The sequence below is a fragment of the Streptomyces sp. NBC_00009 genome, from assembly GCF_045040855.1.
GTDB lineage: Bacteria > Actinomycetota > Actinomycetes > Streptomycetales > Streptomycetaceae > Streptomyces > Streptomyces aureus.
The window spans coordinates 2,132,492-2,154,996 of record NZ_CP108312.1; the positions used below are offsets into that span (position 1 = coordinate 2,132,492).

Annotated in this window: 19 protein-coding genes, 1 pseudogene and 1 riboswitch; of the genes and pseudogenes, 9 read left to right on the forward strand and 11 right to left on the reverse strand. The window is 70.5% G+C overall.

Annotation, left to right across the window (positions count from 1 at the left end):
- Nucleotides 1–6 precede the first annotated feature (6 nt).
- Together OHA58_RS09415 and OHA58_RS09420 are read right to left on the reverse strand one after the other, a co-directional pair.
- Nucleotides 7–1,254: a PotD/PotF family extracellular solute-binding protein gene (locus OHA58_RS09415; protein ID WP_405478206.1), complete on the reverse strand. Its 1,248-nt coding sequence runs from the start codon at nucleotides 1,252–1,254 to the stop codon at nucleotides 7–9.
- A gap of 70 nt (nucleotides 1,255–1,324) precedes the next feature.
- Complete coding sequence (locus OHA58_RS09420) at nucleotides 1,325–2,854, reverse strand: gamma-aminobutyraldehyde dehydrogenase (protein WP_405478208.1); 1,530 nt, start codon at nucleotides 2,852–2,854, stop codon at nucleotides 1,325–1,327.
- A 207-nt stretch (nucleotides 2,855–3,061) separates the two neighbouring features.
- On the opposite strand from OHA58_RS09420, the gene OHA58_RS09425 reads away from it, so the two are divergent.
- The gene (locus OHA58_RS09425; protein WP_405478209.1) at nucleotides 3,062–3,688 is read left to right on the forward strand and encodes an NADAR family protein; all 627 of its coding nucleotides are present in this window, start codon (nucleotides 3,062–3,064) and stop codon (nucleotides 3,686–3,688) included.
- Nucleotides 3,689–3,746: 58 nt separating this feature from the next.
- Here OHA58_RS09425 and OHA58_RS09430 read toward each other — a convergent pair whose 3' ends face one another.
- Entirely contained in the window at nucleotides 3,747–4,496 is a 750-nt protein-coding gene (locus tag OHA58_RS09430; protein WP_405478211.1) for a DUF4190 domain-containing protein, read from the reverse strand.
- A gap of 343 nt (nucleotides 4,497–4,839) precedes the next feature.
- Between OHA58_RS09430 and OHA58_RS09435 the strand changes: the two are divergent.
- The 3 genes and pseudogenes from OHA58_RS09435 to OHA58_RS09445 all read left to right on the forward strand — a co-directional run.
- Nucleotides 4,840–5,948, forward strand: a pseudogene (locus OHA58_RS09435) (adenosine deaminase); the annotation flags it as partial.
- 21 nt (nucleotides 5,949–5,969) lie between these two features.
- Nucleotides 5,970–6,650 carry a glycerophosphodiester phosphodiesterase gene (locus OHA58_RS09440; RefSeq protein ID WP_405478213.1) on the forward strand — a complete coding sequence of 227 codons (681 nt, stop codon included), beginning with the start codon at nucleotides 5,970–5,972 and terminating at the stop codon, nucleotides 6,648–6,650.
- A gap of 243 nt (nucleotides 6,651–6,893) precedes the next feature.
- The gene (locus tag OHA58_RS09445; protein ID WP_405478215.1) at nucleotides 6,894–7,283 is read left to right on the forward strand and encodes a hypothetical protein; all 390 of its coding nucleotides are present in this window, start codon (nucleotides 6,894–6,896) and stop codon (nucleotides 7,281–7,283) included.
- A 102-nt stretch (nucleotides 7,284–7,385) separates the two neighbouring features.
- Here the strand turns inward: OHA58_RS09445 and OHA58_RS09450 are convergent, their stop codons facing one another.
- Nucleotides 7,386–8,579: a spermidine/putrescine ABC transporter substrate-binding protein gene (locus OHA58_RS09450; protein WP_405484868.1), complete on the reverse strand. Its 1,194-nt coding sequence runs from the start codon at nucleotides 8,577–8,579 to the stop codon at nucleotides 7,386–7,388.
- A 201-nt stretch (nucleotides 8,580–8,780) separates the two neighbouring features.
- Complete coding sequence (locus OHA58_RS09455) at nucleotides 8,781–10,220, reverse strand: gamma-aminobutyraldehyde dehydrogenase (RefSeq protein WP_405478216.1); 1,440 nt, start codon at nucleotides 10,218–10,220, stop codon at nucleotides 8,781–8,783.
- Nucleotides 10,221–10,402: 182 nt separating this feature from the next.
- On the opposite strand from OHA58_RS09455, the gene OHA58_RS09460 reads away from it, so the two are divergent.
- The 5 genes from OHA58_RS09460 to OHA58_RS09480 all read left to right on the forward strand — a co-directional run bounded on the left by OHA58_RS09460 (nucleotide 10,403) and on the right by OHA58_RS09480 (nucleotide 14,913).
- The gene (locus tag OHA58_RS09460; RefSeq protein ID WP_405478218.1) at nucleotides 10,403–10,900 is read left to right on the forward strand and encodes an Lrp/AsnC family transcriptional regulator; all 498 of its coding nucleotides are present in this window, start codon (nucleotides 10,403–10,405) and stop codon (nucleotides 10,898–10,900) included.
- Nucleotides 10,885–12,264 (forward strand): aspartate aminotransferase family protein, encoded by a 1,380-nt coding sequence (locus OHA58_RS09465; protein WP_405478220.1) that lies wholly within the window; start codon nucleotides 10,885–10,887, stop codon nucleotides 12,262–12,264. Before OHA58_RS09460 ends, OHA58_RS09465 begins: the two co-directional genes overlap by 16 nt.
- A gap of 194 nt (nucleotides 12,265–12,458) precedes the next feature.
- Entirely contained in the window at nucleotides 12,459–13,205 is a 747-nt protein-coding gene (locus OHA58_RS09470; protein ID WP_405478222.1) for an ABC transporter ATP-binding protein, read from the forward strand.
- Nucleotides 13,187–14,353 (forward strand): hypothetical protein, encoded by a 1,167-nt coding sequence (locus OHA58_RS09475; protein ID WP_405478224.1) that lies wholly within the window; start codon nucleotides 13,187–13,189, stop codon nucleotides 14,351–14,353. Before OHA58_RS09470 ends, OHA58_RS09475 begins: the two co-directional genes overlap by 19 nt.
- Before the next feature lie 152 nt (nucleotides 14,354–14,505).
- Complete coding sequence (locus tag OHA58_RS09480; RefSeq protein WP_405478225.1) at nucleotides 14,506–14,913, forward strand: VOC family protein; 408 nt, start codon at nucleotides 14,506–14,508, stop codon at nucleotides 14,911–14,913.
- 184 nt (nucleotides 14,914–15,097) lie between these two features.
- Here OHA58_RS09480 and OHA58_RS09485 read toward each other — a convergent pair whose 3' ends face one another.
- The 6 genes from OHA58_RS09485 to OHA58_RS09510 all read right to left on the reverse strand — a co-directional run bounded on the left by OHA58_RS09485 (nucleotide 15,098) and on the right by OHA58_RS09510 (nucleotide 22,505).
- Nucleotides 15,098–15,910, reverse strand: coding sequence for a maleylpyruvate isomerase family mycothiol-dependent enzyme (locus tag OHA58_RS09485; RefSeq protein WP_405478226.1), 813 nt, complete (start codon nucleotides 15,908–15,910; stop codon nucleotides 15,098–15,100).
- Nucleotides 15,911–15,920: 10 nt separating this feature from the next.
- Nucleotides 15,921–16,976, reverse strand: coding sequence for an ABC transporter ATP-binding protein (locus OHA58_RS09490; RefSeq protein ID WP_405478228.1), 1,056 nt, complete (start codon nucleotides 16,974–16,976; stop codon nucleotides 15,921–15,923).
- A complete protein-coding gene (locus OHA58_RS09495; RefSeq protein WP_405478230.1) occupies nucleotides 16,976–18,586 on the reverse strand; it encodes an ABC transporter permease in 1,611 nt (536 codons plus the stop codon). The genes OHA58_RS09490 and OHA58_RS09495 overlap by 1 nt, the downstream gene beginning before the upstream one ends.
- Before the next feature lie 155 nt (nucleotides 18,587–18,741).
- Nucleotides 18,742–19,827, reverse strand: a complete 1,086-nt coding sequence (locus OHA58_RS09500) for a thiamine ABC transporter substrate binding subunit (protein WP_405478232.1) — start codon at nucleotides 19,825–19,827, stop codon at nucleotides 18,742–18,744.
- Nucleotides 19,828–19,906: 79 nt separating this feature from the next.
- A riboswitch (TPP riboswitch) is annotated at nucleotides 19,907–20,012 on the reverse strand.
- Between the two features lie 24 nt (nucleotides 20,013–20,036).
- Nucleotides 20,037–21,143 carry a 23S rRNA (adenine(2503)-C(2))-methyltransferase RlmN gene (rlmN, locus tag OHA58_RS09505; protein ID WP_405478234.1) on the reverse strand — a complete coding sequence of 369 codons (1,107 nt, stop codon included), beginning with the start codon at nucleotides 21,141–21,143 and terminating at the stop codon, nucleotides 20,037–20,039.
- Between the two features lie 102 nt (nucleotides 21,144–21,245).
- Entirely contained in the window at nucleotides 21,246–22,505 is a 1,260-nt protein-coding gene (locus OHA58_RS09510; RefSeq protein ID WP_405478236.1) for a phosphatidate cytidylyltransferase, read from the reverse strand.

The following is a 22,505-nucleotide window of genomic DNA, read 5'->3' on the forward strand; positions in this document are numbered from 1 at the left end:
CGGGTCTCACGCGCCGGTGAGCTGGGCGAACTTCTCTTCGAACGCCTTCTCTTCCTTGGAGGTGAGAGAGCGGAAACCGTGCGCCTTGGCACCCATGGTCTTGTCGGGAACGATCAGCGGGTCGTTCGCGATGCTCTTGTCGATCTTGGCCAGTTCGGGCTTCACGCCGTCGACGGGCGTCACGTAGTTGATCCAGGCGGCGAGTTCGGCGGCGACCGGCAGCTCGTAGTAGTAGTCCATGAGCTTCTCGGCGTTCGTCTTGTGACGGGCCCTGTTGGGGATCAGCATGTTGTCCGTTCCGGACATGAAACCGGTGTCGGGGATGTGGAACTTGACGTCCGGGTTGTCCGCCTGGAGCTGCACGATGTCGCCCGACCAGGCGAGACAGGCCGCCACGTCGCCCTTGCTGAGGTCCGCGATGTAGTCGTTGCCGGTGAAGCGGCGGACCTGCTTGCTGTCGACGGCCTTCTGCATCCGGGCTATCGCCGCGTCGAAGTCGTCGGACGTGAAGGTGCCCGGGTCCTTGCCCATGTCGAGCAGCATCATCCCGACGGTGTCACGCATCTCGGAGAGCAGGCCGACCTTGCCCTTCAACTTGGGGTCGTCGAGCAGCTGCGAGACGGAGGTGACCTCCCTGCCGTTCGTGGCCTTGGAGTTGTACGCGATCACCGTGGCGATGCCCTGCCACGGGTACGAGTAGGCGCGGCCCGGGTCCCAGTCGGGGCTGCGGAACTGCGGGGACAGGTTCGCGTACGCGTGGGGCAGGTTGGCCGGGTCGAGCTTCTGGACCCAGCCGAAGCGGATCAGCCGGGCGGCCAGCCAGTCGGTGAGGACGATGATGTCCCGGCCGGTGTCCTGGCCCGCCGCGAGCTGAGGCTTGATCTTGCCGAAGAACTCGACGTTGTCGTTGATGTCCTCGGTGTAGTTGACCTTGATCCCGGTGCGCTTGGTGAACGCGTCCAGGGTGGGCCGGTGCTTCTCGTCGTCACTGAGGTCGATGTACTCGGTCCAGTTGGAGAAGTTGACCACCTTCTCCTTGGCCGAGTGGTCCTCGGACGAGACGCCGCCCTGGCTCTTGCTCGCCGCGGGAATGCCGCAGGCGCTCAGCGACGCGATCCCGCCGACGGCGAGTGCGCCGCCCGCGGACGCGCGCAGCAGGGAACGGCGGGTCATGGCCGCCCTGCCGTTGCGGAAACTGCGCCGCATGGCGGCGAGTTGTACCGGGGACAGGCTGTCGGGCTCGTACTGCTCCATGCGCGTGGATGCCCTTTCGGGAGGGTCCCTTGCGGGAGGGTGTGCGGCCGCCCTGTGGGCGGCCTGATGACTATCGGTCCCCGAAGATCGTGCGGTGCCAGTCCTTCCGGGCGACCGCAGTGTTGTCGAACATGACGTGCTTGATCTGCGTGTACTCCTCGAAGGAGTAGGCAGACATGTCCTTGCCGAAGCCGGACGCCTTGTAGCCGCCGTGCGGCATCTCGCTGAGGATCGGGATGTGGTCGTTGACCCAGACGCAGCCCGCCTTGATGTCGCGGGTGGCGCGGCCCGCCCGGAACACGTCCCTGGTCCAGGCCGAGGCGGCCAGGCCGTAGGGGGTGTCGTTGGCGAGGCGGATGCCCTCGTCGTCGCTGTCGAAGGGCAGCACGACGAGCACCGGGCCGAAGATCTCGGCCTGGACGATCTCACTGTCCTGGGCGGCGTCCGCGACGAGGGTCGGCCGGTAGTACGCGCCCGCCTTCAGGTCGCCCTGGGGGATGACGCCGCCGGCGACCACGCGCGCGTAGGAGCGGGCCCGGTCGACGAATCCGGCGACGCGGTCGCGCTGGGCGTGCGAGATCAGCGGGCCGAGGTCGGTGTCCGGGGCGAACGGGTCGCCGACCCGGATGCCCTCCATGAGGTCGGCCACGCCCTGCACGAAGGCGTCGTAGAGGGGGCGTTGCACGTACGCGCGCGTGGCGGCGGTGCAGTCCTGGCCCGTGTTGATGAGGGCGCCCGCGACCGCACCGTGCACGGCTGCCTCCAGGTCGGCGTCGTCGAACACGACGAACGGCGCCTTGCCGCCGAGCTCCAGGTGCAGCCGCTTCACGGTGGAGGTGGCGATCTCGGCGACGCGCTTGCCGACGCCCGTCGACCCGGTGAAGGAGGTCATGGCGACGTCGGGGTGTCCGACGAGGTGCTCGCCGGCGTCCCTGCCCGCGCCCGTGACGATGTTGACGACACCGTCGGGGATGCCCGCCTCGGTCGCGGCCTGCGCGAACAGGAGGGAGGTGAGCGGGGTCAGCTCGGCGGGCTTGAGCACGATGGTGTTGCCCGCCGCGATCGCCGGAAGAACCTTCCAGGCGGCCATCTGGAGCGGGTAGTTCCAGGGAGCGATGGACCCGACGACACCGATGGGCTCGCGCCGCACGTACGAGGTGTGGTCGCCGCTGTACTCGCCGGCGGACTGGCCCTGGAGGTGCCGGGCGGCGCCCGCGAAGAACGCGGTGTTGTCGACGGTCCCGGGGACGTCGAACTCGCGGCTCAGCTTGAGGGGCTTGCCGCACTGCAGGGACTCGGCCTGTGCGAGGTCCTCGGCGCGCTCGGCCAGGACACCCGCGAAGCGGTGCATCGCGTCGGACCGCTCGCCCGGCGTGGCGCCGGCCCAGCCGGGGAAGGCCTCGCGGGCCGCGGCCACGGCGGCGTCGACGTCCTCGGTGCCGGCCAGCTCGTACGTGTAGACGTCCTGGCCCGTGGCCGGGTCGACGACTGCGTGGGTGCGGCCGGATGTGCCCTTGGTGAGACGGCCCGCGATGTACTGGGCGCCTTCGGCGAACCGGTCCTGGGCCTGGAAGCGGGTGCTGTTGCCAGGGTTGTGCATTATCGCTCTCCTCCGCCGGCACCCCGCTCCGCGGGGGCTGGCGTAGCTCCAGCTCGATTTGAGTGCCGATCCTGACAGAGGCGATGTACTGCAACAAGTGATTCCGTTGTTGCCTTTTGGTTACGCGACGGAATCTGTCGACCAGGTGTCGAGTCCCCCTGAAGAACCAAGGACGGAGTGTCCGTGGTGCGTGCCAGACTCGCGTGCATGGGGAAGATCGACAAGCTTGAGGGCCGCGAGTCCATCCACGACCAGGACTCGCTGGTCAGGGCGGTGGAAGCGGGTGTACGGGTCAAGTACCTGCACTTCTGGGGGCACACACCGCGGGCGGACGGCACGGTCGGGGCGAGCTGCCTCAGTCAGTGGTGGGTCGCGCCGTTCACGGTGGACGGGGTCGAGTACGCGACGGCCGAGCACTGGATGATGGCCGCGAAGGCCCGGCTGTTCGGGGACGCGGAGGCCGAGCGCAGAGCCGTCGGGGCGGCACATCCCTCGCAGGCCAAGAAGGCGGGGCGCCTCGTGCGCGGCTTCGACGAGGACACCTGGACGCGCGAGCGGTTCGGGATCGTCGTCGAGGGCAGCGTGCACAAGTTCGCGGCGCACGCGGATCTGCGGGAGTTCCTGCTCGGGACGGGCGAGCGAAGCGAGATGGGGGTCCCCCCGGCCGAAGGCTGGGGGAGCATCCTGGTCGAGGCCAGCCCGCTCGACCGCGTGTGGGGCATCGGACTCGCGGCCGACGCGGAGGCCGCCGGCGATCCGAGACGGTGGCGTGGGCCCAATCTGCTCGGGTTCGCGCTGATGGCGGCGCGTGAGCGGCTGGCGGACCGGGCCTGACGGCCCGGTCCGCCAGGCCCGGTCCTGCCCCCGTTGCCGGTGACCTACAGGCGGTGTCCTACAGGGCGGCGGAGTAGCCGCTGTCGTCGCTGCTGTCGCTGTCGCTCGACGAGCCGCTGTCGGCGATGACGAAGAACATCAGGACCAGCGCGAGCACCAGTCCGCCGATGCCGCAGATCAGTCCGGCCAGCGCCTGACCGGAGTTCGTGGCCTCGCCCCGGGTCGCCCTGGCGCGGCCGATGGCGCCGAAGATGATGGCGAGGATCCCGACCACGATCGCGATCGGCCACAGGATGAAGCCGACGGCCGAGATGATCCCGAGCGTCAGGGCGGCGACGCCCATGCCGTTCGCGGGGCGCGGCTGCATCCCGGGCCAGCCGTAGCCGGGACCGCCGTAGGGCATCGGGGCCGGGCCGGTCGCTGCGTGGCGGCCGTAGCCGTAGCCGTACGGGGCGGCCGGGTAGCCGTAGTGCATCTGCCCTGGCCCGTCGGGCGAGACGGGCGGCGGGGGCACGGGTTCTCCGGGCGGCGCGAAGGGGTTGGCCCCCGGCGCCCAGGGGGCCCCGGCCTGCGTCGCCGGGTAGCCGGGGGGCATCGCGTAGGGGGCACCCGGCGGCTGGGCGTGTGAGTGCGGGTGCGGGTGTTGCGGCTGTTGTGACCAGCGGCCGGGGGCCGGCGCGGCGCCCGGGGAGGGCGGGGCGAACGGGTTGTACGGCTCGGCGGGCGGGGTCGGCGAGGACGGGGACGAAGGCGCCGCGAAGGGGTCCACCTGCGTCTCGGCATGGGACGGCGGGGTGAACGGGTCCACCTGCGTCTCCCCCTGCGACGGCGGGGCGAACGGATGCGCGGGCGCCGGAGCAGCCGGCCCGGCGGCGTCCTGCGGCACCGCGTCCCGCGGGCCCGGGTCCGCCGGGGCCGCCCATGGGTCCGGTCCCCGCTTCCCCAGGGACACCCTGCCCTCAGGCGGGTCCCCCGCACCCCGGTCCCCCTGCCCCGGCCCCGTCCCCGTCCCCCACTCCGGCGAAGCCGCCGGACCGTTGGAACCCTCCGCGCCGTCAGCGCTCTCTCTGCCCTCTGTGTCCTTGGACATCGCTCGTTCGTCCCCTTCTTCTCCCACCCAGACGTCCCGTCATGCTACGGCCGCCGCCGGGGCGCGGCCGGGGCACGCCTACGATGACTGCGACCCACCGATCAGCCGATCAACCAAGTTCCTGGGGAGGAATCCGTGACCGATCTGCATGCCTTTATCGCCGGACTGCCAAAGGCAGAGCTGCATGTGCACCACGTCGGCTCGGCGTCCCCCCGGATCGTCTCCACGCTCGCGGCCCGCCACCCGGACTCCAAGGTCCCGACGGACCCCGAGGCGCTGGCCGACTACTTCACGTTCACGGACTTCGCGCACTTCATCGACGTATACCTCTCGGTCGTCGACCTCGTGCGCACGCCGGAGGACGTCCGCCTCCTCACGTTCGAGGTCGCGCGGGACATGGCCCGGCAGAACGTGCGCTACGCCGAGCTGACCATCACCCCGTACTCCTCCGTCCGCCGCGGCATCGACGAGTACGGCTTCATGGAGGCGATCGAGGACGCCCGCAAGGCGGCCGAGGCCGAGTTCGGCACCGTCCTGCGCTGGTGCTTCGACATCCCCGGCGAGGCGGGGCTCGAGTCCGCCGAGGAGACCGTGCGGCTCGCGACCACTGACACGATCCGCCCGGAGGGCCTGGTCTCCTTCGGGCTCGGCGGGCCCGAAATCGGCGTGCCGCGGCCCCAGTTCAAGCCGTACTTCGACCGCGCGATCGCCGCGGGCCTGCACTCCGTGCCGCACGCCGGCGAGACGACGGGCCCCGGGACGGTCTGGGACGCGCTGGTCCACCTCGGCGCCGAACGCATCGGCCACGGCACGACGTCCGCCCAGGACCCGAAGCTCCTCGCCCACCTCGCCGAGCACCGCATCCCGCTCGAGGTCTGCCCGACGTCGAACATCGCGACGCGCGCCGTGAAGACCCTCGAGGAGCACCCCATCAAGCAGTTCGTCGACGCCGGGGTCGTCGTCACCGTCAACTCCGACGACCCGCCGATGTTCGGCACGGACCTCAACACCGAGTACGCCGTCGCCGCCCGCCTCCTCGACCTCGACGAGCGGGGCGTGGCCGCGCTCGCCAGGAACGCGGTCGACGCGTCGTTCCTCGACGAGCCGGGCAAGGCCCGTATCACCGCGGAGATCGACACCTACACGGACACGTGGCTCGCCCGGGCATGACCGGCTGACCACAATGGGGCCATGCGTACCGTGACTGCCGTGGCCCACCGGGGCGACCCCTACCGCGTCCGTGAGAACACCCTCGCCTCCCTGCGCTCCGCGCTGGAGCAGGGGGCGGACGCGGTCGAGATCGACGTCCGTCTGACCCGCGACGGCGTGCCCGTACTGCTGCACGACTCCACGCTCAAGCGGCTGTGGGACCACGACCGCCCGCTCTCCGCGCTCTCGTACGACGAGGTGCGCGGCGTCACCGCGGGCGGCGTGCCCACCCTCGAACAGGCCCTTGAGGTACTGGCCGAGCGGCGGGCGATGGTGGACCTGCCGGGCGCGGACGTGCGCACGGTCCGTACGGTCATCGGCGTCATCCGTGACTGCGGCGCCGACGAGCGTGCCTACTACTGCGCGGGCGCGGAGACGATGCTGGCGGTGCGGCGCGCGGACCCGGCCGCCGAGATCGCGCTGACCTGGACGACGCTGGCCCCTCCGCGGCCCGGCGTGCTCGAAGCGATCAGGCCGACCTGGCTCAACTACCGTTTCCCGCTGGTCGGTCGGGAGCTGACGGCCCATGTGCACCGCCAGGGCCTGCTGGTCTCCGCGTGGACCCCGGACACGAAGTCGGCGATGCGGCGTCTCCTCGACCTCGGCGTCGACTCGATCACGACGAACCGCATCGACGTCCTGTGCGGGCTGCGCGGCGACTGATCGCCCGGCCCCCGCGACCTGTCGCGGGGGCATCAGCATGGCGGCGATCAAGCGCTGACCTGCCCGCCTGTACCCGTCCGTGCGACCTTAGCCCGATCGAGTGGCGCATCTCACGCCGCGGCCTTAGCGTCGGAACGAGCCCACGGGGCCCAGAGCCCCCCGATCGGCCGGGAGCATACTTTGCGGAGCAACCCACTGAAGGCAGCGCTCGCACTCTGTGCAGCCGCATCCCTCGCAGCAGCCATGGCTCCGGCCTCCGCCACCGCCGCGGCGCCGAAGCCGCAGCCGCGGACCGGCGTCCCCGTGATCGTCAGCTGCACCTGGCAGCCACAGGTGCGACCCACGGACTTCCTGCTCGCGTGCGGGGACGGCAACAGCCGCCTCACCTCGCTCCACTGGTCGCAGTGGGGCCCGCGCAAGGCGGTGGCCACGGGCACGAGCTGGGTGAACGACTGCAAGCCGTACTGCGCCGCTGGCAAGTTCCGCTCGTACCGCGTCACGGTCCGCCTCGACCACCCGCAGTCCTGGACCAAGCACCGTGGCACTCAGCACTACTCCCGCATCACGCTCACCTACCCGAACGGCCACCCGGACGCGTTCCAGCAGGTCATGACCACGCCACTGTGGAACTGACCGGGCCGGAACCGAACGGGCCGGAGGTGAACGGGCCGGAGGTGAACGGGCCGGAGGTGAACGGGCCGGCGCCGGCCGGCCCCCTCGCACCACCCCGCGATCTCACAACCCCGCGATCGCGTTCCACCGCTTGGCGAGTTCCGGGCGCTCCTTGGACGTGATGTCGCGCGCGATCGCGAGCCGTCGGCGCATCGTGTCGTCGGGGAAGATCAGCGGGTCCTCGGCGAGTGCCGCGGTGTCCTTGTCCTTCGAGTCGGCGAGGATCTCGCGGGCGGCCGGCACAGGGCTCACGTAGTTGACCCATGTGGCCAGCTCTGCGGCGACCTCCGGCCGGTAGTAGTAGTCGATGAGGTTCTCGGCGTTGCGCTTGTGGTCGGCGAGGTTGGGGATCATCAGCGACTCGGCCCACAGCTCTCCGCCCTCCTCGGGCACGACGAACTCGATGTCCGGGTCGTCGGCCTTGAGCTGGATGACGTCACCGCTGTAGGCCTGGCAGGCGAGGACGTCGCCGCTGGAGAGGTCCTTGATGTAGTCGTTGCCGGTGAAGCGGCGGATGTGGTGGCTCTTGACGAGCTTCTCGACCTGGTCGCACACGCGGTGGAAGTCGTCCGGGGTCCACCGGGTGATGTCGACGCCGTTGCCCTGCATGAGCAGCGCGAACGACTCGTCGAGCCCGGACAGCAGCGTGACCTTGCCCTTGAGATCGGCCGCCCACAGGTCGGACACGTGCTTGATCTCGCGTCCGACCCTGCGCTTGTTGTACGCGATGCCGGTGATGCCGGACTGCCACGGGACGGTGTACTTGCGCCCGGGGTCGAAGTGCGGTGAACGCAGCAGCGGGTCGAGGTACTTGGCGACGTGCGGCTGCCGGGCACGGTCCATCTCCTGGACCCAGCCGAGCGTCACGAACTTGGCGCACATCCAGTCGCTGATGACGATGAGGTCCCGGCCGGTCTTCTGATGGTTCATCAGGGACGGGCTGATCTTGCCGAAGAACTCGTCGTTGTCGTTGATCTCTTCGGTGTACTTGACGTCGATCCCGGTCTGCTTCCGGAAGGCGTCGAGCGTGGGCCGCTTCGACGGATCGTCGTCGTCGACGTCGATGTAGAGCGGCCAGTTGGCGAAGACGAGCCGCTTGTCGCTGCCGGAGCGGTCGGTCGCGGCGCGGTCCCCCGGCGCGACGTAGGCGGCGGGCACACCGCATCCCGAGGCGAGCGCGCCGACCGCCGCGGCCGTGGCACCTCCGCCCAGGGCACGCATCAGGGAACGCCGGGACAGGGACGGCTTGGGGTTCATCGGGGTCGCTCGCACCTGTGCAGGATGCCCGCGACCAGCGGGGCCGGACAATGGACGCTGCGTCAAGCCGACCGGGTGAGAGCCGACACACTGTCGATCATCACCCGGCACCCCGCCGCGCACCCACCTGCCCCGGACACGCGACCGCCCCCGCGCGGCCGGAGCCACGCGGGGGCGGGTGGAGCAGGTCGGTGCCGCTGATCAGCCCTCGATCGACGTCATGACGTGCTTGATGCGCGTGTAGTCGTCGAAGCCGTACGCGGAGAGGTCCTTGCCGTAGCCGGACTTCTTGAAGCCGCCGTGCGGCATCTCGGCGACCAGCGGGATGTGGGTGTTGATCCACACACAGCCGAAGTCGAGGATCTTGGACATGCGCATCGCGCGCGCGTGGTCCTTCGTCCAGACCGAGGAGGCCAGCGCGTACTCGACGCCGTTCGCCCACTCGACGGCCTGCGCCTCGTCCGTGAAGGACTGGACGGTGATGACCGGGCCGAAGACCTCGTTCTGGATGATCTCGTCGTCCTGCTTGAGGCCCGAGACGACGGTCGGGGCGTAGAAGTAGCCCTTGTCGCCGACCCGGTGGCCGCCGGCCTCGACCTTGGCGTGCGCGGGCAGGCGCTCGATGAAGCCGGTGACCTGGGCGAGCTGGTTCGGGTTGTTGAGGGGCCCGTAGAGCACGTCCTCGTCGTCCGGCCGGCCGGTCTTCGTGTCGGCCGCCGCCTTGGCGAGGGCCTGCACGAACTCGTCGTGGATGGACTCCTGGACGAGGACGCGGGTGGCGGCCGTACAGTCCTGGCCCGCGTTGAAGAAGCCCGCCACCGAGATGTCCTCGACGGCCTTGGCGATGTCGGTGTCCTCGAAGACCACGACGGGGGCCTTGCCGCCGAGCTCCAGGTGGACGCGCTTGACGTCCTTGGCGGCGGACTCGGCCACCGAGATGCCCGCGCGCACCGAGCCGGTGATGGAGGCCATCGCCGGGGTCTTGTGCTCGACCATCGCGCGGCCGGTCTCACGGTCACCGCAGATGACGTTGAAAACGCCCTTGGGGACGATCGAACCGATGATCTCGGCAATCAGCACGGTGGAGGCCGGGGTGGTGTCCGACGGCTTCAGGACGACCGTGTTGCCCGCGGCGAGCGCCGGGGCGAACTTCCACACGGCCATCATCATCGGGTAGTTCCACGGCGCGACCTGGGCGCAGACGCCGATCGGCTCGCGGCGGATGATCGAGGTCAGGCCCTCCATGTACTCGCCGGCCGAGCGGCCCTCGAGCATGCGCGCCGCACCCGCGAAGAAGCGGATCTGGTCGACCATGGGCGGGACTTCCTCGGACCGGGTCAGGCCGGTCGGCTTGCCGGTGTTCTCGACCTCGGCGGCGATGAGCTCCTCGGCCCGCTCCTCGAACGCGTCCGCGATCTTGAGGAGGGCCTTCTGGCGCTCGCTCGGCGTGAGGTCACGCCAGGCCGGGAACGCGGCCGCGGCGGCGGCCATGGCCGCGTCGACGTCGGCGTCGCCGGAGAGCGGCGCGGTCGCGTACGCCTCACCGTTGGCGGGATTGACCACTTCGGTGGTCCGTCCGTCGGCGGCGTCCCGGAACTCACCGTCGATGTAATTGCGCAGACGACGCAGCTCGCTGGTCACTGGGGCGGCCCTCCTGGTCGGATGTCCATTGGATGAGATACCCACCCTAATCCGTCGGCCCACGCTTTCAACACCCCCTGACCCCCCAGATCTGCGAAATCCGTGAAGTTCGAGCCCCCAAACAACGAATTTCATCGATCTGGGCTTGCGGAACTGTCGACTCCTCGTGCACAGTGGTGGACGTGGCCAGTCGCAGCGCAGACCCAAAGGGATCCAGGAACGGCAACGGCGCTCCGCCGTTGGACGCCGTTTCCCTCGCCATCATCGAACAGCTCCAGGAAGACGGCCGTAGGCCGTATGCCGCCATCGGAAAGGCCGTCGGCCTCTCCGAAGCGGCCGTGCGGCAGCGCGTCCAGAAGCTGCTCGACCAGGGCGTGATGCAGATCGTCGCCGTCACGGACCCACTCACCGTGGGCTTCCGAAGGCAGGCGATGGTCGGTATCAACGCAGAGGGCGACCTCGATCCCGTGGCAGAAGCGCTGACGGCCATGCCGGAAGTCGAGTACGTGGTCATGACCGCGGGCTCGTTCGACCTCCTCGCGGAGGTCGTGTGTGAGGACGACGACCAACTCCTGGACGTCATCAACAAACGCATCCGGGCCCTTCCCGGCGTGCGCTCCACCGAGAGCTTCGTCTACCTCAAGCTCAAGAAGCAGACCTATATGTGGGGAACCCGATAGCCGTGAGCAAGGACCTCAGCCGAACCGCGTACGACCACCTGTGGATGCACTTCACCCGCATGTCGTCGTACGAGAACGCGCCCGTTCCCACCATCGTGCGTGGCGAGGGCACCTACATCTACGACGACAAGGGCAAGAAGTACCTCGACGGCCTCTCCGGCCTGTTCGTGGTGCAGGCCGGTCACGGCCGCCGCGAGCTCGCCGAGGTCGCCGCCAAGCAGGCGACCGAGCTGGCCTTCTTCCCGGTGTGGTCGTACGCCCACCCGAAGGCCGTGGAGCTCGCCGAGCGCCTGGCCCACTACGCCCCGGGTGACCTCAACAAGGTCTTCTTCTCCACCGGTGGTGGCGAGGCCGTCGAGACCGCCTGGAAGCTTGCGAAGCAGTACCACAAGCTGAACGGCAACCACACCAAGTACAAGGTGATCTCCCGCGCGGTGGCCTACCACGGCACCCCGCAGGGCGCCCTGTCCATCACGGGTCTGCCGGCCCTGAAGGCCCCCTTCGAGCCGCTCGTCCCGGGCGCGCACAAGGTGCCGAACACCAACATCTACCGCGCGCCGATCCACGGCGACGACCCGGAGGCCTTCGGCCGCTGGGCCGCCGACCAGATCGAGCAGGAGATCCTCTTCGAGGGCCCCGAGACCGTCGCCGCGGTCTTCCTCGAGCCCGTGCAGAACGCCGGTGGCTGCTTCCCGCCGCCGCCCGGCTACTTCCAGCGCGTGCGCGAGATCTGCGACCAGTACGACGTGCTGCTCGTCTCGGACGAGGTCATCTGCGCCTTCGGCCGCCTCGGCACGATGTTCGCCTGTGACAAGTTCGGCTACATCCCGGACATCATCACCTGCGCCAAGGGCATGACCTCGGGCTACTCCCCGATCGGTGCGACCATCGTCTCCGACCGGATCGCGGCGCCGTTCTACAAGGGTGACAACACCTTCCTGCACGGCTACACCTTCGGTGGCCACCCGGTCTCCTCGGCCGTGGCGCTCGCCAACCTCGACCTGTTCGAGCGCGAGGGGCTCAACCAGCACGTGCTCGACAACGAGGCCAGCTTCCTCAAGACGCTGCAGAAGCTGCACGACCTGCCGATCGTCGGCGACGTCCGCGGCAACGGCTTCTTCTACGGCATCGAGCTCGTCAAGGACAAGGACACCAAGGAGTCCTTCACGGACGAGGAGTCGGAGCGCGTGCTCTACGGCTTCGTGTCCAAGAAGCTCTACGAGTACGGCCTGTACTGCCGCGCCGACGACCGTGGTGACCCGGTCATCCAGCTGTCGCCGCCGCTGATCTCGGACCAGTCCACCTTCGACGAGATCGAGGGCATCATCCGCCAGGTCCTCACGGAGGCCTGGAGCAAGATCTGAGCCTGACGGCTCCCGCGGCCCGGCTGCGCCCATCCGAGTGAGATGGGGGCGGCCGGGCCGCGTCCTTTCCCGACCCGCGCCGGCGAATACCTAGCGTGCCCAGTGACCGATCGGCCCTGCCTTCGTTCCCCCGTAAGGGGGACGGCTCGTCTTACGGCATTTCTGATCTGCAGTCTCTGAACGAGGTGTTCGCCATGGTGGCCCCACCGGACAACGACGTACTCTGGGCACGCGCCCTGCACTTCTCCCACAACGGCTCGCCCGCGCTCACCGGCGTCTCGCTCGGTGTCCGCGAGGGCGAGATCCTCGCCGTCACAGGGCCGCGCGGCAGCGGCAAGACGACGCTCCTGCAGTGCCTCTCCGGCCAGCTCCTGCCGCAGCAGGGCGAGGTCTGGTTCAACAGCACCCCCGTGCACACCATGGGTCCGCTCGTCAGGGAACGGCTGCGCCGCGACCGCTTCGCCTGGATCGACCCCGAGCCCCACCTCGTGCCCGAGCTGAACGCCTGGGAGAACACGGCGCTCGCCCTGATGATGCGCGGCGGCAGCCGCCGCGCCGCCAAGGCCAGTGCCCTGGAGTGGCTGGAGCGCCTCGACATCGGCATGTGCGCCCGCAAGCGCCCGCACGCCCTGATCCAGTCGGAACGCCAGCGCGTCGCCATCGCCCGCGCCCTGGTCACCGCGCCCTCGGTGCTCTTCGCCGACGAGCCCACCGCGCCCCTGCACCGCGCCGACCGCGCCCACGTCCTGCGCACCCTGATGGCCGCGGCCCGCTCGCACGGCATCACCGTCGTCCTCGCCACGCACGACACCGAGGTGGCCGCCCTGGCCGACCGCACGATGTCGCTCCTCGACGGGCGCCGCGTGCACACGCTCCATCTGCCCGGGGTTCCCGGCGGCACCGACGCGGAAGGCCGGGCCGCGTGCTCGCTCTCCGTCTAGCCCGCGGGGGCCAGCCCGTCGTCCAGCTGCGCAGGCTGCTGGTCGCGGCCGCCTCCGCCGGCACCGGATTCCTCCTGCTGTGCACGCTCGGCTACGCGATGGGCCACCCCGACGCCTCCACCGGATCCGTACTGCGCCTGGCCTGGTGCGTGGTGCCGATCGCCGCGACCGTCCACCTCGCCGTCGCCGTCGCCCGCACCGACCCGGGCACCAAGCCGCGTCCCGGCCTGTCCGCGGTCGGCCTCGGCCCGGCACGCCTCACGCTCATCTCGGCGATCTCCACCGCGGTCGCCTGCACGCTCGGCTCGATGCTGGCGCTGCTGGTCTTCCTGCACCTGCGCGGCGACCTCTCCGGACTGCCCTTCGACGGGGCGGCACGCGGTCTCCTCGCCGCCGACCGGCCCCTGCCCCTGGCCGCCACCCTGACCCTGCTCGCCCTGGTCCCGCTCGCCGCGTCCGGCGCCTGTGCCCTCGTGCTGCGCCCGCGCGCCGCCAAGGCCGGCGAGCCCCAGCCGGACCCACGCGATCCCGCCGCCCCGGTGCCCGCGCCGACCGGCCTGCCCTGGGGCGTGGCGCTGCTGGCCATAGGCCTCGCCGTGGAGACATACGCCTCCCGCGCGCCCGGCACCGCGGGGTTCCCCATGCCGGGCGGTCTCGGCGGCAGCCCGGCGGGCGTGCTGGCCGGCTGGACACTGACGGCCCTCGGCCTCGCGCTCGCGGGTCCCGGACTCACGTACCAGTGCGGCCGGGCCCTTCAGTCGGTGCGGCCCGGGGCGGCGCGGCTCCTGGCGGGCCGGGTGCTTCAGGAGGAGGCCCGTCGTATCGGCCGCCCCCTGGGCGTGGTCTGCGCGGTGGCCTCCGGCGCGTACGCGGGGCTCACCCTCTGGTCGGGACGTCAGCCCGACCTCGGCCCGCTGTCCGCGCTCGGCGCCGTCCTCGTCATGGGCTGTACGGTCGCCACGCTCCTGACGGCCTCGGTCGAGGCCAAGCACGCCCGCTCCGACACCACGGCCGCCCTGCTCCGGCTCGGCGCCCCCGCAAGTCTCCTCCGGGGCGCGGCCGGGCTGCGCGCGGCGGCACTGCTCGCCGTGTTCGGGCTGCTGACATGGGCCGTCGCGGAACTGGCGGCGCTCCCGCTCGCGCCCTGAGCGGGGCCCGCACCCTCTCGTTGCGGGCCCCCGAAAAAGATCGAAAGAAAGTTCGCGGCGGGCGATGAGTTACGGGCGGGCCTCACGTCTAACCCTGCGTACGGCACAGCGACGCAACACCGAGACCAGCGAGCGAAAGAGACGGCCCCACCATGTACCAGCAGATGATCTTCCCGAACCTCGCCGTGAACGACCTCGACGCGTCGAAGAAGTTCTTCACCGAGCTCGGGTACTCGATCAACCCGCAGTTCTCCGACGAGACCGGCGCCGCCGTGGTGGTCAGCGAGCACATCGTGGTCATGCTCCTCACCAAGGAGAAGTACGCCGGCTTCACGAAGAAGACGATCGTCGACCCGACCAAGAACACCGAGGTGCTGCTGTGTCTGAGCGCCGAGAGCCGCGAGAAGGTCGACGAGCTCGTCGACAAGGCGATCGCCGCGGGTGGCACCGAGACCGGTGAGAAGCAGGACCACGGTTTCATGTACGGCCGCGCCTTCGACGACCCGGACGGTCACACCTGGGAGATCATGTGGATGGACCCGGCGGCCGTCCAGGGCTGATCTTCAGGAGTACGGCGTCCTGGCACGGGCAGGTACAGACCCCTGAACCCGCCCCGCGCAGGCCCGCGATCCCGCACACGGACGCCGGCCGTGAGATCGAGAGAAGCTGGGCTGACCTCCTCGGCGAGCTGAGCTCTGCGGCTGGCTGAACTCCTTGGCGGACTGCGCGGAAGCCGGGCCTGGGCTACCCGAACGTCGCCCGTTCCAGCCAGAAGTCCAGCAGCTCCCGCTCTCCCAGGACCTCCACGCGTCCGTCGTCGAGGGGCGCGCGCCGATAGAACGCGAGCAGCACATCGGTCAGCGGCCCCCGCAGGGCGACGGTCGCCTTCTCGTGGCCGCGGCGCCAGGTGAAGCCGTCCTCGCCCAGCTCGACCAGCCATTCGGCGTTCAGCTCCGCCGGTGCGTCGGTGGCGTGGAGGTGCAGGCTGCGCCCGCCGCCGCGCAGCTCCGCCGCGGTGTCGGACGGGTCCGACCGCTGGGCGTGGGCGACGATCTGCAGCCACTCGTCGATCGCGTCGGCGGCGAGTTCGGGCGCCACCTCGTACGCGGCCTGCGCCGTGAGCGCCGCGTCCGCCCGGTGGATCACGGTCTCGTGCGTCATGCGGCGCGCCCAGAACCCCGTGGTCTGCTGCCAGGACCAGGTCCACACGCGGGTGTCGGGGCCCGCGGCGCGCAGCGTCCGCGCGGTCAGCTCGGCGCCTTCCAGGAGCCAGGCCGCGAGCGCGGCCGGGTCGTTGCTCCCGGGGCCGTCGAAGCCCGGCACCTTCTCGTCCGGGACGGGCTCGGTGGCCCCGGTCCGTACGATCGCCTCGACCCAGCGGTGCACGCCGCCGAGGTGCACGACGAGGTCGCGCAGGGTCCAGTCGGGGCAGGTCGGCACGGTCCCCGTCAGGTCGGCGCCGACGAGATGCCCGGCCAACAGGGCGGTCTGCGCGACGACTTCGTCGCAGTAGCGGTCGTGGGCAAGCTGTCCGGATGCCGCGGTCTCCGTCGTCATACGGCGGACCCTATGCCGCGGACGGGCCGTCCAGCACCACGATTTCGCCCGCGTCGAACGCCACCCCGACCTCGTCCCCCGGCTCCGGCGCGTCCCGCAGCGCGCAGGCCGCTTCGAGGCGGGGTGCTTGCGTGGCCTGGAGGTGTACGGCGACATGCGTGCCGCGGAAGGTGCGCGCGGTGACCGTGCACGTCAACTGGGCCTCGGCGGCGGGCACGAGGCGTACGCCCGCGGGCCTGACCAGGATCTTGGCGCGGCCCTGCGGGGACCCCGCGGGCACGGGCACCTTTCCCCAGGGCGTGTCGGCCGCCTCCCCGACGATCGTGGCGTCGACCACGTTGTCGAAGCCGAGGAAGCGTGCCACGAACGCGTCGGCCGGGTGCTGCCACACCTCAAGTGGCGTACCGGACTGGGCGATCCGTCCGTCGCGCATCACCACGACGCGGTCGGCGAGCGCGAAGGCCTCGCCCTGGTCGTGCGTCACGGCGAGCACCGTCGTGCCCAACTCGCCGAAGAGTTCCCTGAGTTCGACGACCAGACGCTCCCGCAGCGAGCGGTCGAGCTGGCCGAGCGGCTCGTCGAGCATGAGCAGGCGGGGTCGTGGGGCGAGTGCCCTGGCGAGGGCGACGCGCTGCTGCTCGCCGCCGGACAGCGAGGCCACGGCGCGCCCCTCGGCGCCGGGCAGCCCGACCAACGCCAGCAACTCCCGTACGCGGTCCTGCTGTTCGGAGCGTGCGGCGCCGTGCATCCGCAGCCCGAACGCGACATTGCCGCCCACGGCGCGCTGCGGGAACAGCTGATGGTCCTGGAACATGAGGCCGACGCCCCGCCGGTGCGCGGGCACGCCCGACTGGTCACGGCCGTCGAGGAACACGCGTCCCCCGTCGAGCCCCTGGAGCCCGGCCACGACCCGCAGAAGCGTCGACTTGCCGCTGCCGCTGGGGCCGAGCACGCACACGATCTCGTGCTCGGCGACCTCCAGATCGACCCGGTCGAGCGCAGCGTGCGCCGTTCTGGACGGACCGCCGAACCGCACAGTCGCGTCGTCCAGGGTCAGCAGGGCCATCAGAACTCCCCCGTCGTACGGTCCGTGCGGATGCGTTCGAGCAGCAGCAGCGACACCGCGCACACCACCATGAGAATCGTCGAAAGGGCCATTGCCTGGCCGTAGTTGAGGTCACCGGCGCGGCCGAGGAGCCGCGCCACGGCGACCGGAAGGGTCGGGTGGTCCGGGCGGGCGATGAACACGGTCGCCCCGAACTCGCCGAGCGACACGGCGAACGCGAACCCGGCCGCGATCAGCAGAGCCCTGCGCACCATCGGCAGGTCGACCTCGCGCCAGGCCCGCAGCGGCGAGGCGCCGAGGACGGCGGCGGCCTCGCGCAGCCGCCCGTCGACCGCGCGCAGGACCGGCAGCATGGTGCGGACGACGAAGGGCACCCCGACGAGGGCCTGGGCCAGCGGCACCAGGATCCAGGTGCCGCGCAGGTCGAGGGGCGGCTTGTCCAGGGTGATCAGGAAGCCGAAGCCGACGGTGACGGCGGAGACGCCGAGCGGCAGCATGAGGAGCGCGTCGAAGCCCCGTACGAGACGGCCGGCTCTCCGCGTCAGGGCCGCGGCGGCGAGTCCGCCGATCACGACCGCGATGGCGGTGGCGGCGAGCGCGTACGTGAGGGAGTTCCCGATCGCCTCGATCGGCGGCACCAGGAACACACCGCTGTCGGACGAGGTGAGCGCCTTGTAGTAGGCGAACCCGAAGCCGTCGAGCCCCTCGAAGGACCTCTGGATCAGCACGCCGAGCGGCAGCAGGATCAGCACCGCGACCGTGGCGACCACCCCGGCGAGCAGCGCCCACTGGCCCGCGCCGCGCGGGCGCCGGGCGGTGTGCGCCGCGTCGACGAGGCGCAGCGCGCTCTCCCGCCGGCGCACGCTCCAGGCGTGCACGGCGAGGATGATCCCCACGGCGGCGAACTGCACGATCGTGAGGACGGCCGCCGTGGAGAGGTCGAAGATCTGCGCGGTCTGCCGGTAGATCTCCACCTCAAGAGTGGAGAACGTCGGCCCGCCGAGGATCTGGACCACGCCGAACGACGTGAACGTGAAGAGGAAGACCATCAGCGCGGCGGCCGCGACGGCGGGCCCGAGCGCGGGCAGCGTCACCTTCCGCCAGGCCGTCCAGCGGGAGGCGCCCAGCATCCGGGCGGCCTCCTCCTGCCGCGGGTCGAGCTGCGACCACAGTCCGCCGACGGTGCGCACGACGACGGCGTAGTTGAAGAAGACATGGGCGAGCAGGATCGCCCACACCGTGGTGTCGAGGCGTACGCCCCACAGACCGTCGAGCAGCCCGCCGCGGCCGACCAGCGCCAGGAACGCCGTGCCGACGACGACGGTCGGCAGCACGAACGGCACGGTGACGGCGGCCCTCAGAACCTGCTTGCCCCTGAACTCGAAGCGCGCGAAGACGTACGCGCCGGGGAGCGCGATCAGCAGCGTGAGCACGGTCGAGGCGAACGCCTGCCAGGTCGTGAACCACAGGACGTGCCGGATGTCGGACTGCCCGAGCACGTCGGCGATCCGCCCGAACTGCCAGTGGCCGCCCGCCTTCAGGCCGCGGGAGACGATCGCCGCGACCGGATAGGCGAAGAAGATCGCGAAGAACGCGACGGGCACGGCCATCAGGCCGAGCCGCGCCGCGCTCCCGCTGCGACGACCCTTACGGGGCTCTGCCGGAGGCTTTACCAGGTGCTTTGCCGGGCGCTTGGCCGGGTGCTTGGCCGGGTGCTTGGCCGGGTGCTTGGCCGGGCGCTCGGCCGGAGGTCCTCCGGGGGGCGTTACTTCAGTACGAGTGAGGTCCACGACTTGACCCAGGCGTCACGGTTGTCGGCGATCTTCTTCGGGGCCATGGTCTTCGGGGCGTCGACCTTGACGTCGTACTTCGCGTAGTCGGCGGGCAGGGCCGCGTCCTTCGTCACCGGGTCCACGAACATGTTCAGCGGCATGTCCTGCTGGAACTGCTTCGCGATCAGGAAGTCGAGGAGCGCCTTGCCGCCCTTCTCGTTCTTCGCGTTGCTCAGCAGGCCCGCGAACTCGGTCTGGCGGAAGCAGGTGCCGGTCGCGACCCCGGTCGGGGCGGACTTCGGCTGCGGGTCCGAGTAGATCGCCTCGGCCGGCGGCGACGACGCGTAGGACACGACGAGCGGCCGGTCGCCGCCCGCCTTCCTGCCACCGGCGGAGCCCGAGAACTCCTCGTTGTAGGCCTGCTCCCAGCCGTCGACGACCTTCACGCCGTTGGCCTTGAGCTTCTTCCAGTAGCCCTGCCAGCCGTTGTCCCCGTACTGCGCGGCGCTGCCCAGCAGGAAGCCGAGGCCGGGCGACGACGTCGACACGTTCTCCGTGACCAGCAGGTTCTTGTACGCGGGCTTGGCGAGGTCGTCGAACGAGGCGGGCGGCGTCAGCTTGTGATCGGCGAAGTACTTCTTGTCGTAGTTGACGCAGATGTTGCCGGTGTCGATCGGGGTGACCCGGTGCTTGTCCTTGTCGAGCTGGTACTCGGTCCCCACCTGGTCCAGGCCCTTGGCCTCGTACGGCTGGAAGAGCCCGTTGTCGAGGGCGCGCGACAGGAGCGTGTTGTCGACGCCGAAGAGGACGTCGCCCTGCGGGTTGTCCTTGGACAGGATGGCCTTGTTCACGGCCTCGCCCGCGTCACCGTCCTTCAGGACCGTGACCTTGTAGCCGGAACGCTTCTCGAAGTCCTTGAGCACGCTCTTGGATACGGCCCACGAGTCATGGCTGACAAGGGTGACGGTCTTGGAGTCCGCCGAGTCCTTGCCGGAGCCGGACCCCCCGCACGCGGAGAGCGTGACGAGTCCGAGACCGGCCGCCACGGCGACGGCCGTGGCCTTGATGATCGTGCTCACTTAAGTTCCCTCCTGGGTGACCAGGAAGAGACGCGGCCCTGCCCGGGATCGCGGACGATTCCCGGGCAGGGCGCAACAGCTTGAGTGGCGACCGAACTTCCTACCCAGAATGACCTGGGCAAGGTTCAGAGGGTCTGCGGCCGATGCCGCACTCTCAGCGCTGTGGCGCTCCCCTGTCGGAATATGAAGATGTACGTACGCCAGTCAGGTTACCGCTCGGTGGCGGCGAGCTGACCGCACGCCCCGTCGATCTCCTGGCCACGGGTGTCGCGGACGGTGACCGGCACGCCGTGGGCCGCGATGGCCTCGACGAACGCCTTCTCGTCCTCGGGGCGCGAGGCCGTCCACTTCGAGCCCGGCGTCGGGTTCAGCGGGATCAGGTTGACGTGGACGCGCTTGCCCTTGAGCAGGCGGCCGAGCCGGTCACCGCGCCAGGCCTGGTCGTTGATGTCCCGGATGAGCGCGTACTCGATCGAGATGCGGCGGCCCGACTTCTCGGAGTACTCCCACGCCGCGTCGAGGACCTCGCGGACCTTCCAGCGCGTGTTGACCGGGACGAGGGTGTCGCGCAGGTCGTCGTCGGGGGCGTGCAGCGAGACGGCGAGGCGGCACTTGAGGCCCTCGTCGGCGAACCGGTGCATGGCGGGGACCAGACCGACGGTCGAGACGGTGATCCCGCGCTGCGAGAGACCGACGCCGTCCGGCTCGGGGTCGGTGAGCGCGCGGATGGCGCCGACGACCCGCTTGTAGTTGGCCAGGGGCTCGCCCATGCCCATGAAGACGATGTTGCTCAGGCGCGCCGGGCCGCCCGGGATCTCGCCGTCGCGCAGCGCGCGCATGCCGTCGACGATCTGGTGCACGATCTCGCCCGTCGACAGGTTCCGGTCGAGACCGGCCTGTCCCGTGGCGCAGAACGGGCAGTTCATTCCGCAGCCCGCCTGCGAGCTGATGCACATGGTGACCCGGTCCGGGTAGCGCATCAGTACGGACTCGACGAGCGTGCCGTCGAAGAGCCGCCACAGGGTCTTGCGGGTGGTGTCCTGGTCCGTCGACAGATGCCGGACGACCGTCATCAGCTCCGGAAGCAGCGCCTCCTGCAGCTTGCCGCGCGAGCCGGCGGGGATGTCGGTCCACTCCGCGGGATCGTGCGCGAACCGCGAGAAGTAGTGCTGCGACAGCTGCTTGGCGCGGAACGGCTTCTCACCGATCGCGGCGACGGCCTCCTTCCGCTCGGCGGGCGAGAGGTCGGCGAGGTGCCGCGGCGGCTTCTTGGCTCCGCGCGGGGCAACGAAAGTGAGTTCTCCGGGCTTAGGCATAACCCTTCCAGTGTCGCAGACATACGACAACGGGCCCGCCGCCCTGTGGACAACGAGCCCGTCACCTGAAACCGCGCAGGTCAGCCGGGATTTGCGGGTCGGTCAGCCGACGCCGACAAAGATCACCAGGAGCAGCCAGACCACCGGCGCCGTCGGGAGCAGCGAGTCGAGGCGGTCCATGATCCCGCCGTGCCCGGGGAGGAGCGTGCCCATGTCCTTGATCCCGAGGTCGCGCTTGATCATCGACTCGCCGAGGTCGCCGAGCGTGGCGCTGGCCGCGACCGCGAGCCCGAGCAGCAGGCCCTGCCACCAGGCACCGTCGTCGATCAGGAACTGCATGCACAGCGCGCCGGCGGCCATCGCGAACGTCACCGCGCCGACCAGGCCCTCGCGGGTCTTGCCGGGGCTGATGCGCGGGGCGAGCTTGTGCTTGCCGAAACGCCAGCCGATCGCGTACGCGCCGGTGTCGCTGACGACCGTGAGCAGCAGGAACGTCAGGACGCGCTGCGGCCCGTCGTCCGCGGTGAGCATCAGCGCCACGAAGGTCGCGAGGAACGGTACGTAGAACGCGGCGAAGACACCGGCCGTGACGTCCCTGAGGTAGCCCTCGGGGGGCTCCGTCATGCGCCAGACCAGGACCGCGAGCGCGGTGAGCGCCATCGCCACCCAGGCGCCCTCGGTGCCGCGGACGTATCCGGCGACGACCATCGCCGCTCCGCCGATCGCGAGCGGCACGAGGGGCGCCTTGATGCCCTTGCGCTCCTCGAGCCGCGAGGTGAGCTCCCAGAGGCCGACGACGACGGCCACCGCTATCACGCCGATGAACACGGCCTTGACGATGAAGAGCGACGCGACGATCACCGCGCCGAGCCCCACCCCGACTCCTATGGCTGCCCCAAGGTCACGGCCCGCGCTCTTCTTCGGCGGTGCGGGGGCGGGCTGTGCGGCGCTTGGCATGGGCTCCTGCCGGCTCTCGTGCTGCGCCTCGTGCGGCGTCACATACGGCGTCTGATGCTGTGTCGGATGCTGCGGTTCGTGCTGTGCCCCGCGCGGCTGCTCGTACTGAGAGTTCCCGCGCGGCTGCTCGTGCCGGGGCCCGTGAGGGTGCTCGTGCTGCGTCCCGCCCGGCGACTCGTCGCGGAACAGGGGACCGCTCGGCCGAGCAGCCCCCCGATCGTCGTCCTGGTCACGACCACCGGCAGGCACGTCGGGCATTTCGGGCACGATGGGCATGGGCCGAGTCTCCTCAACCGCATGCTGTTCGTACGCGGGACCCGCCGGGGAAGCCCCCTGGGAAGGCCCCTGGTCGGGCGGCCCCCAGTACCCGGCTCCGGTCGGCGCTCCCCAGGAAGAGTCGTTCAC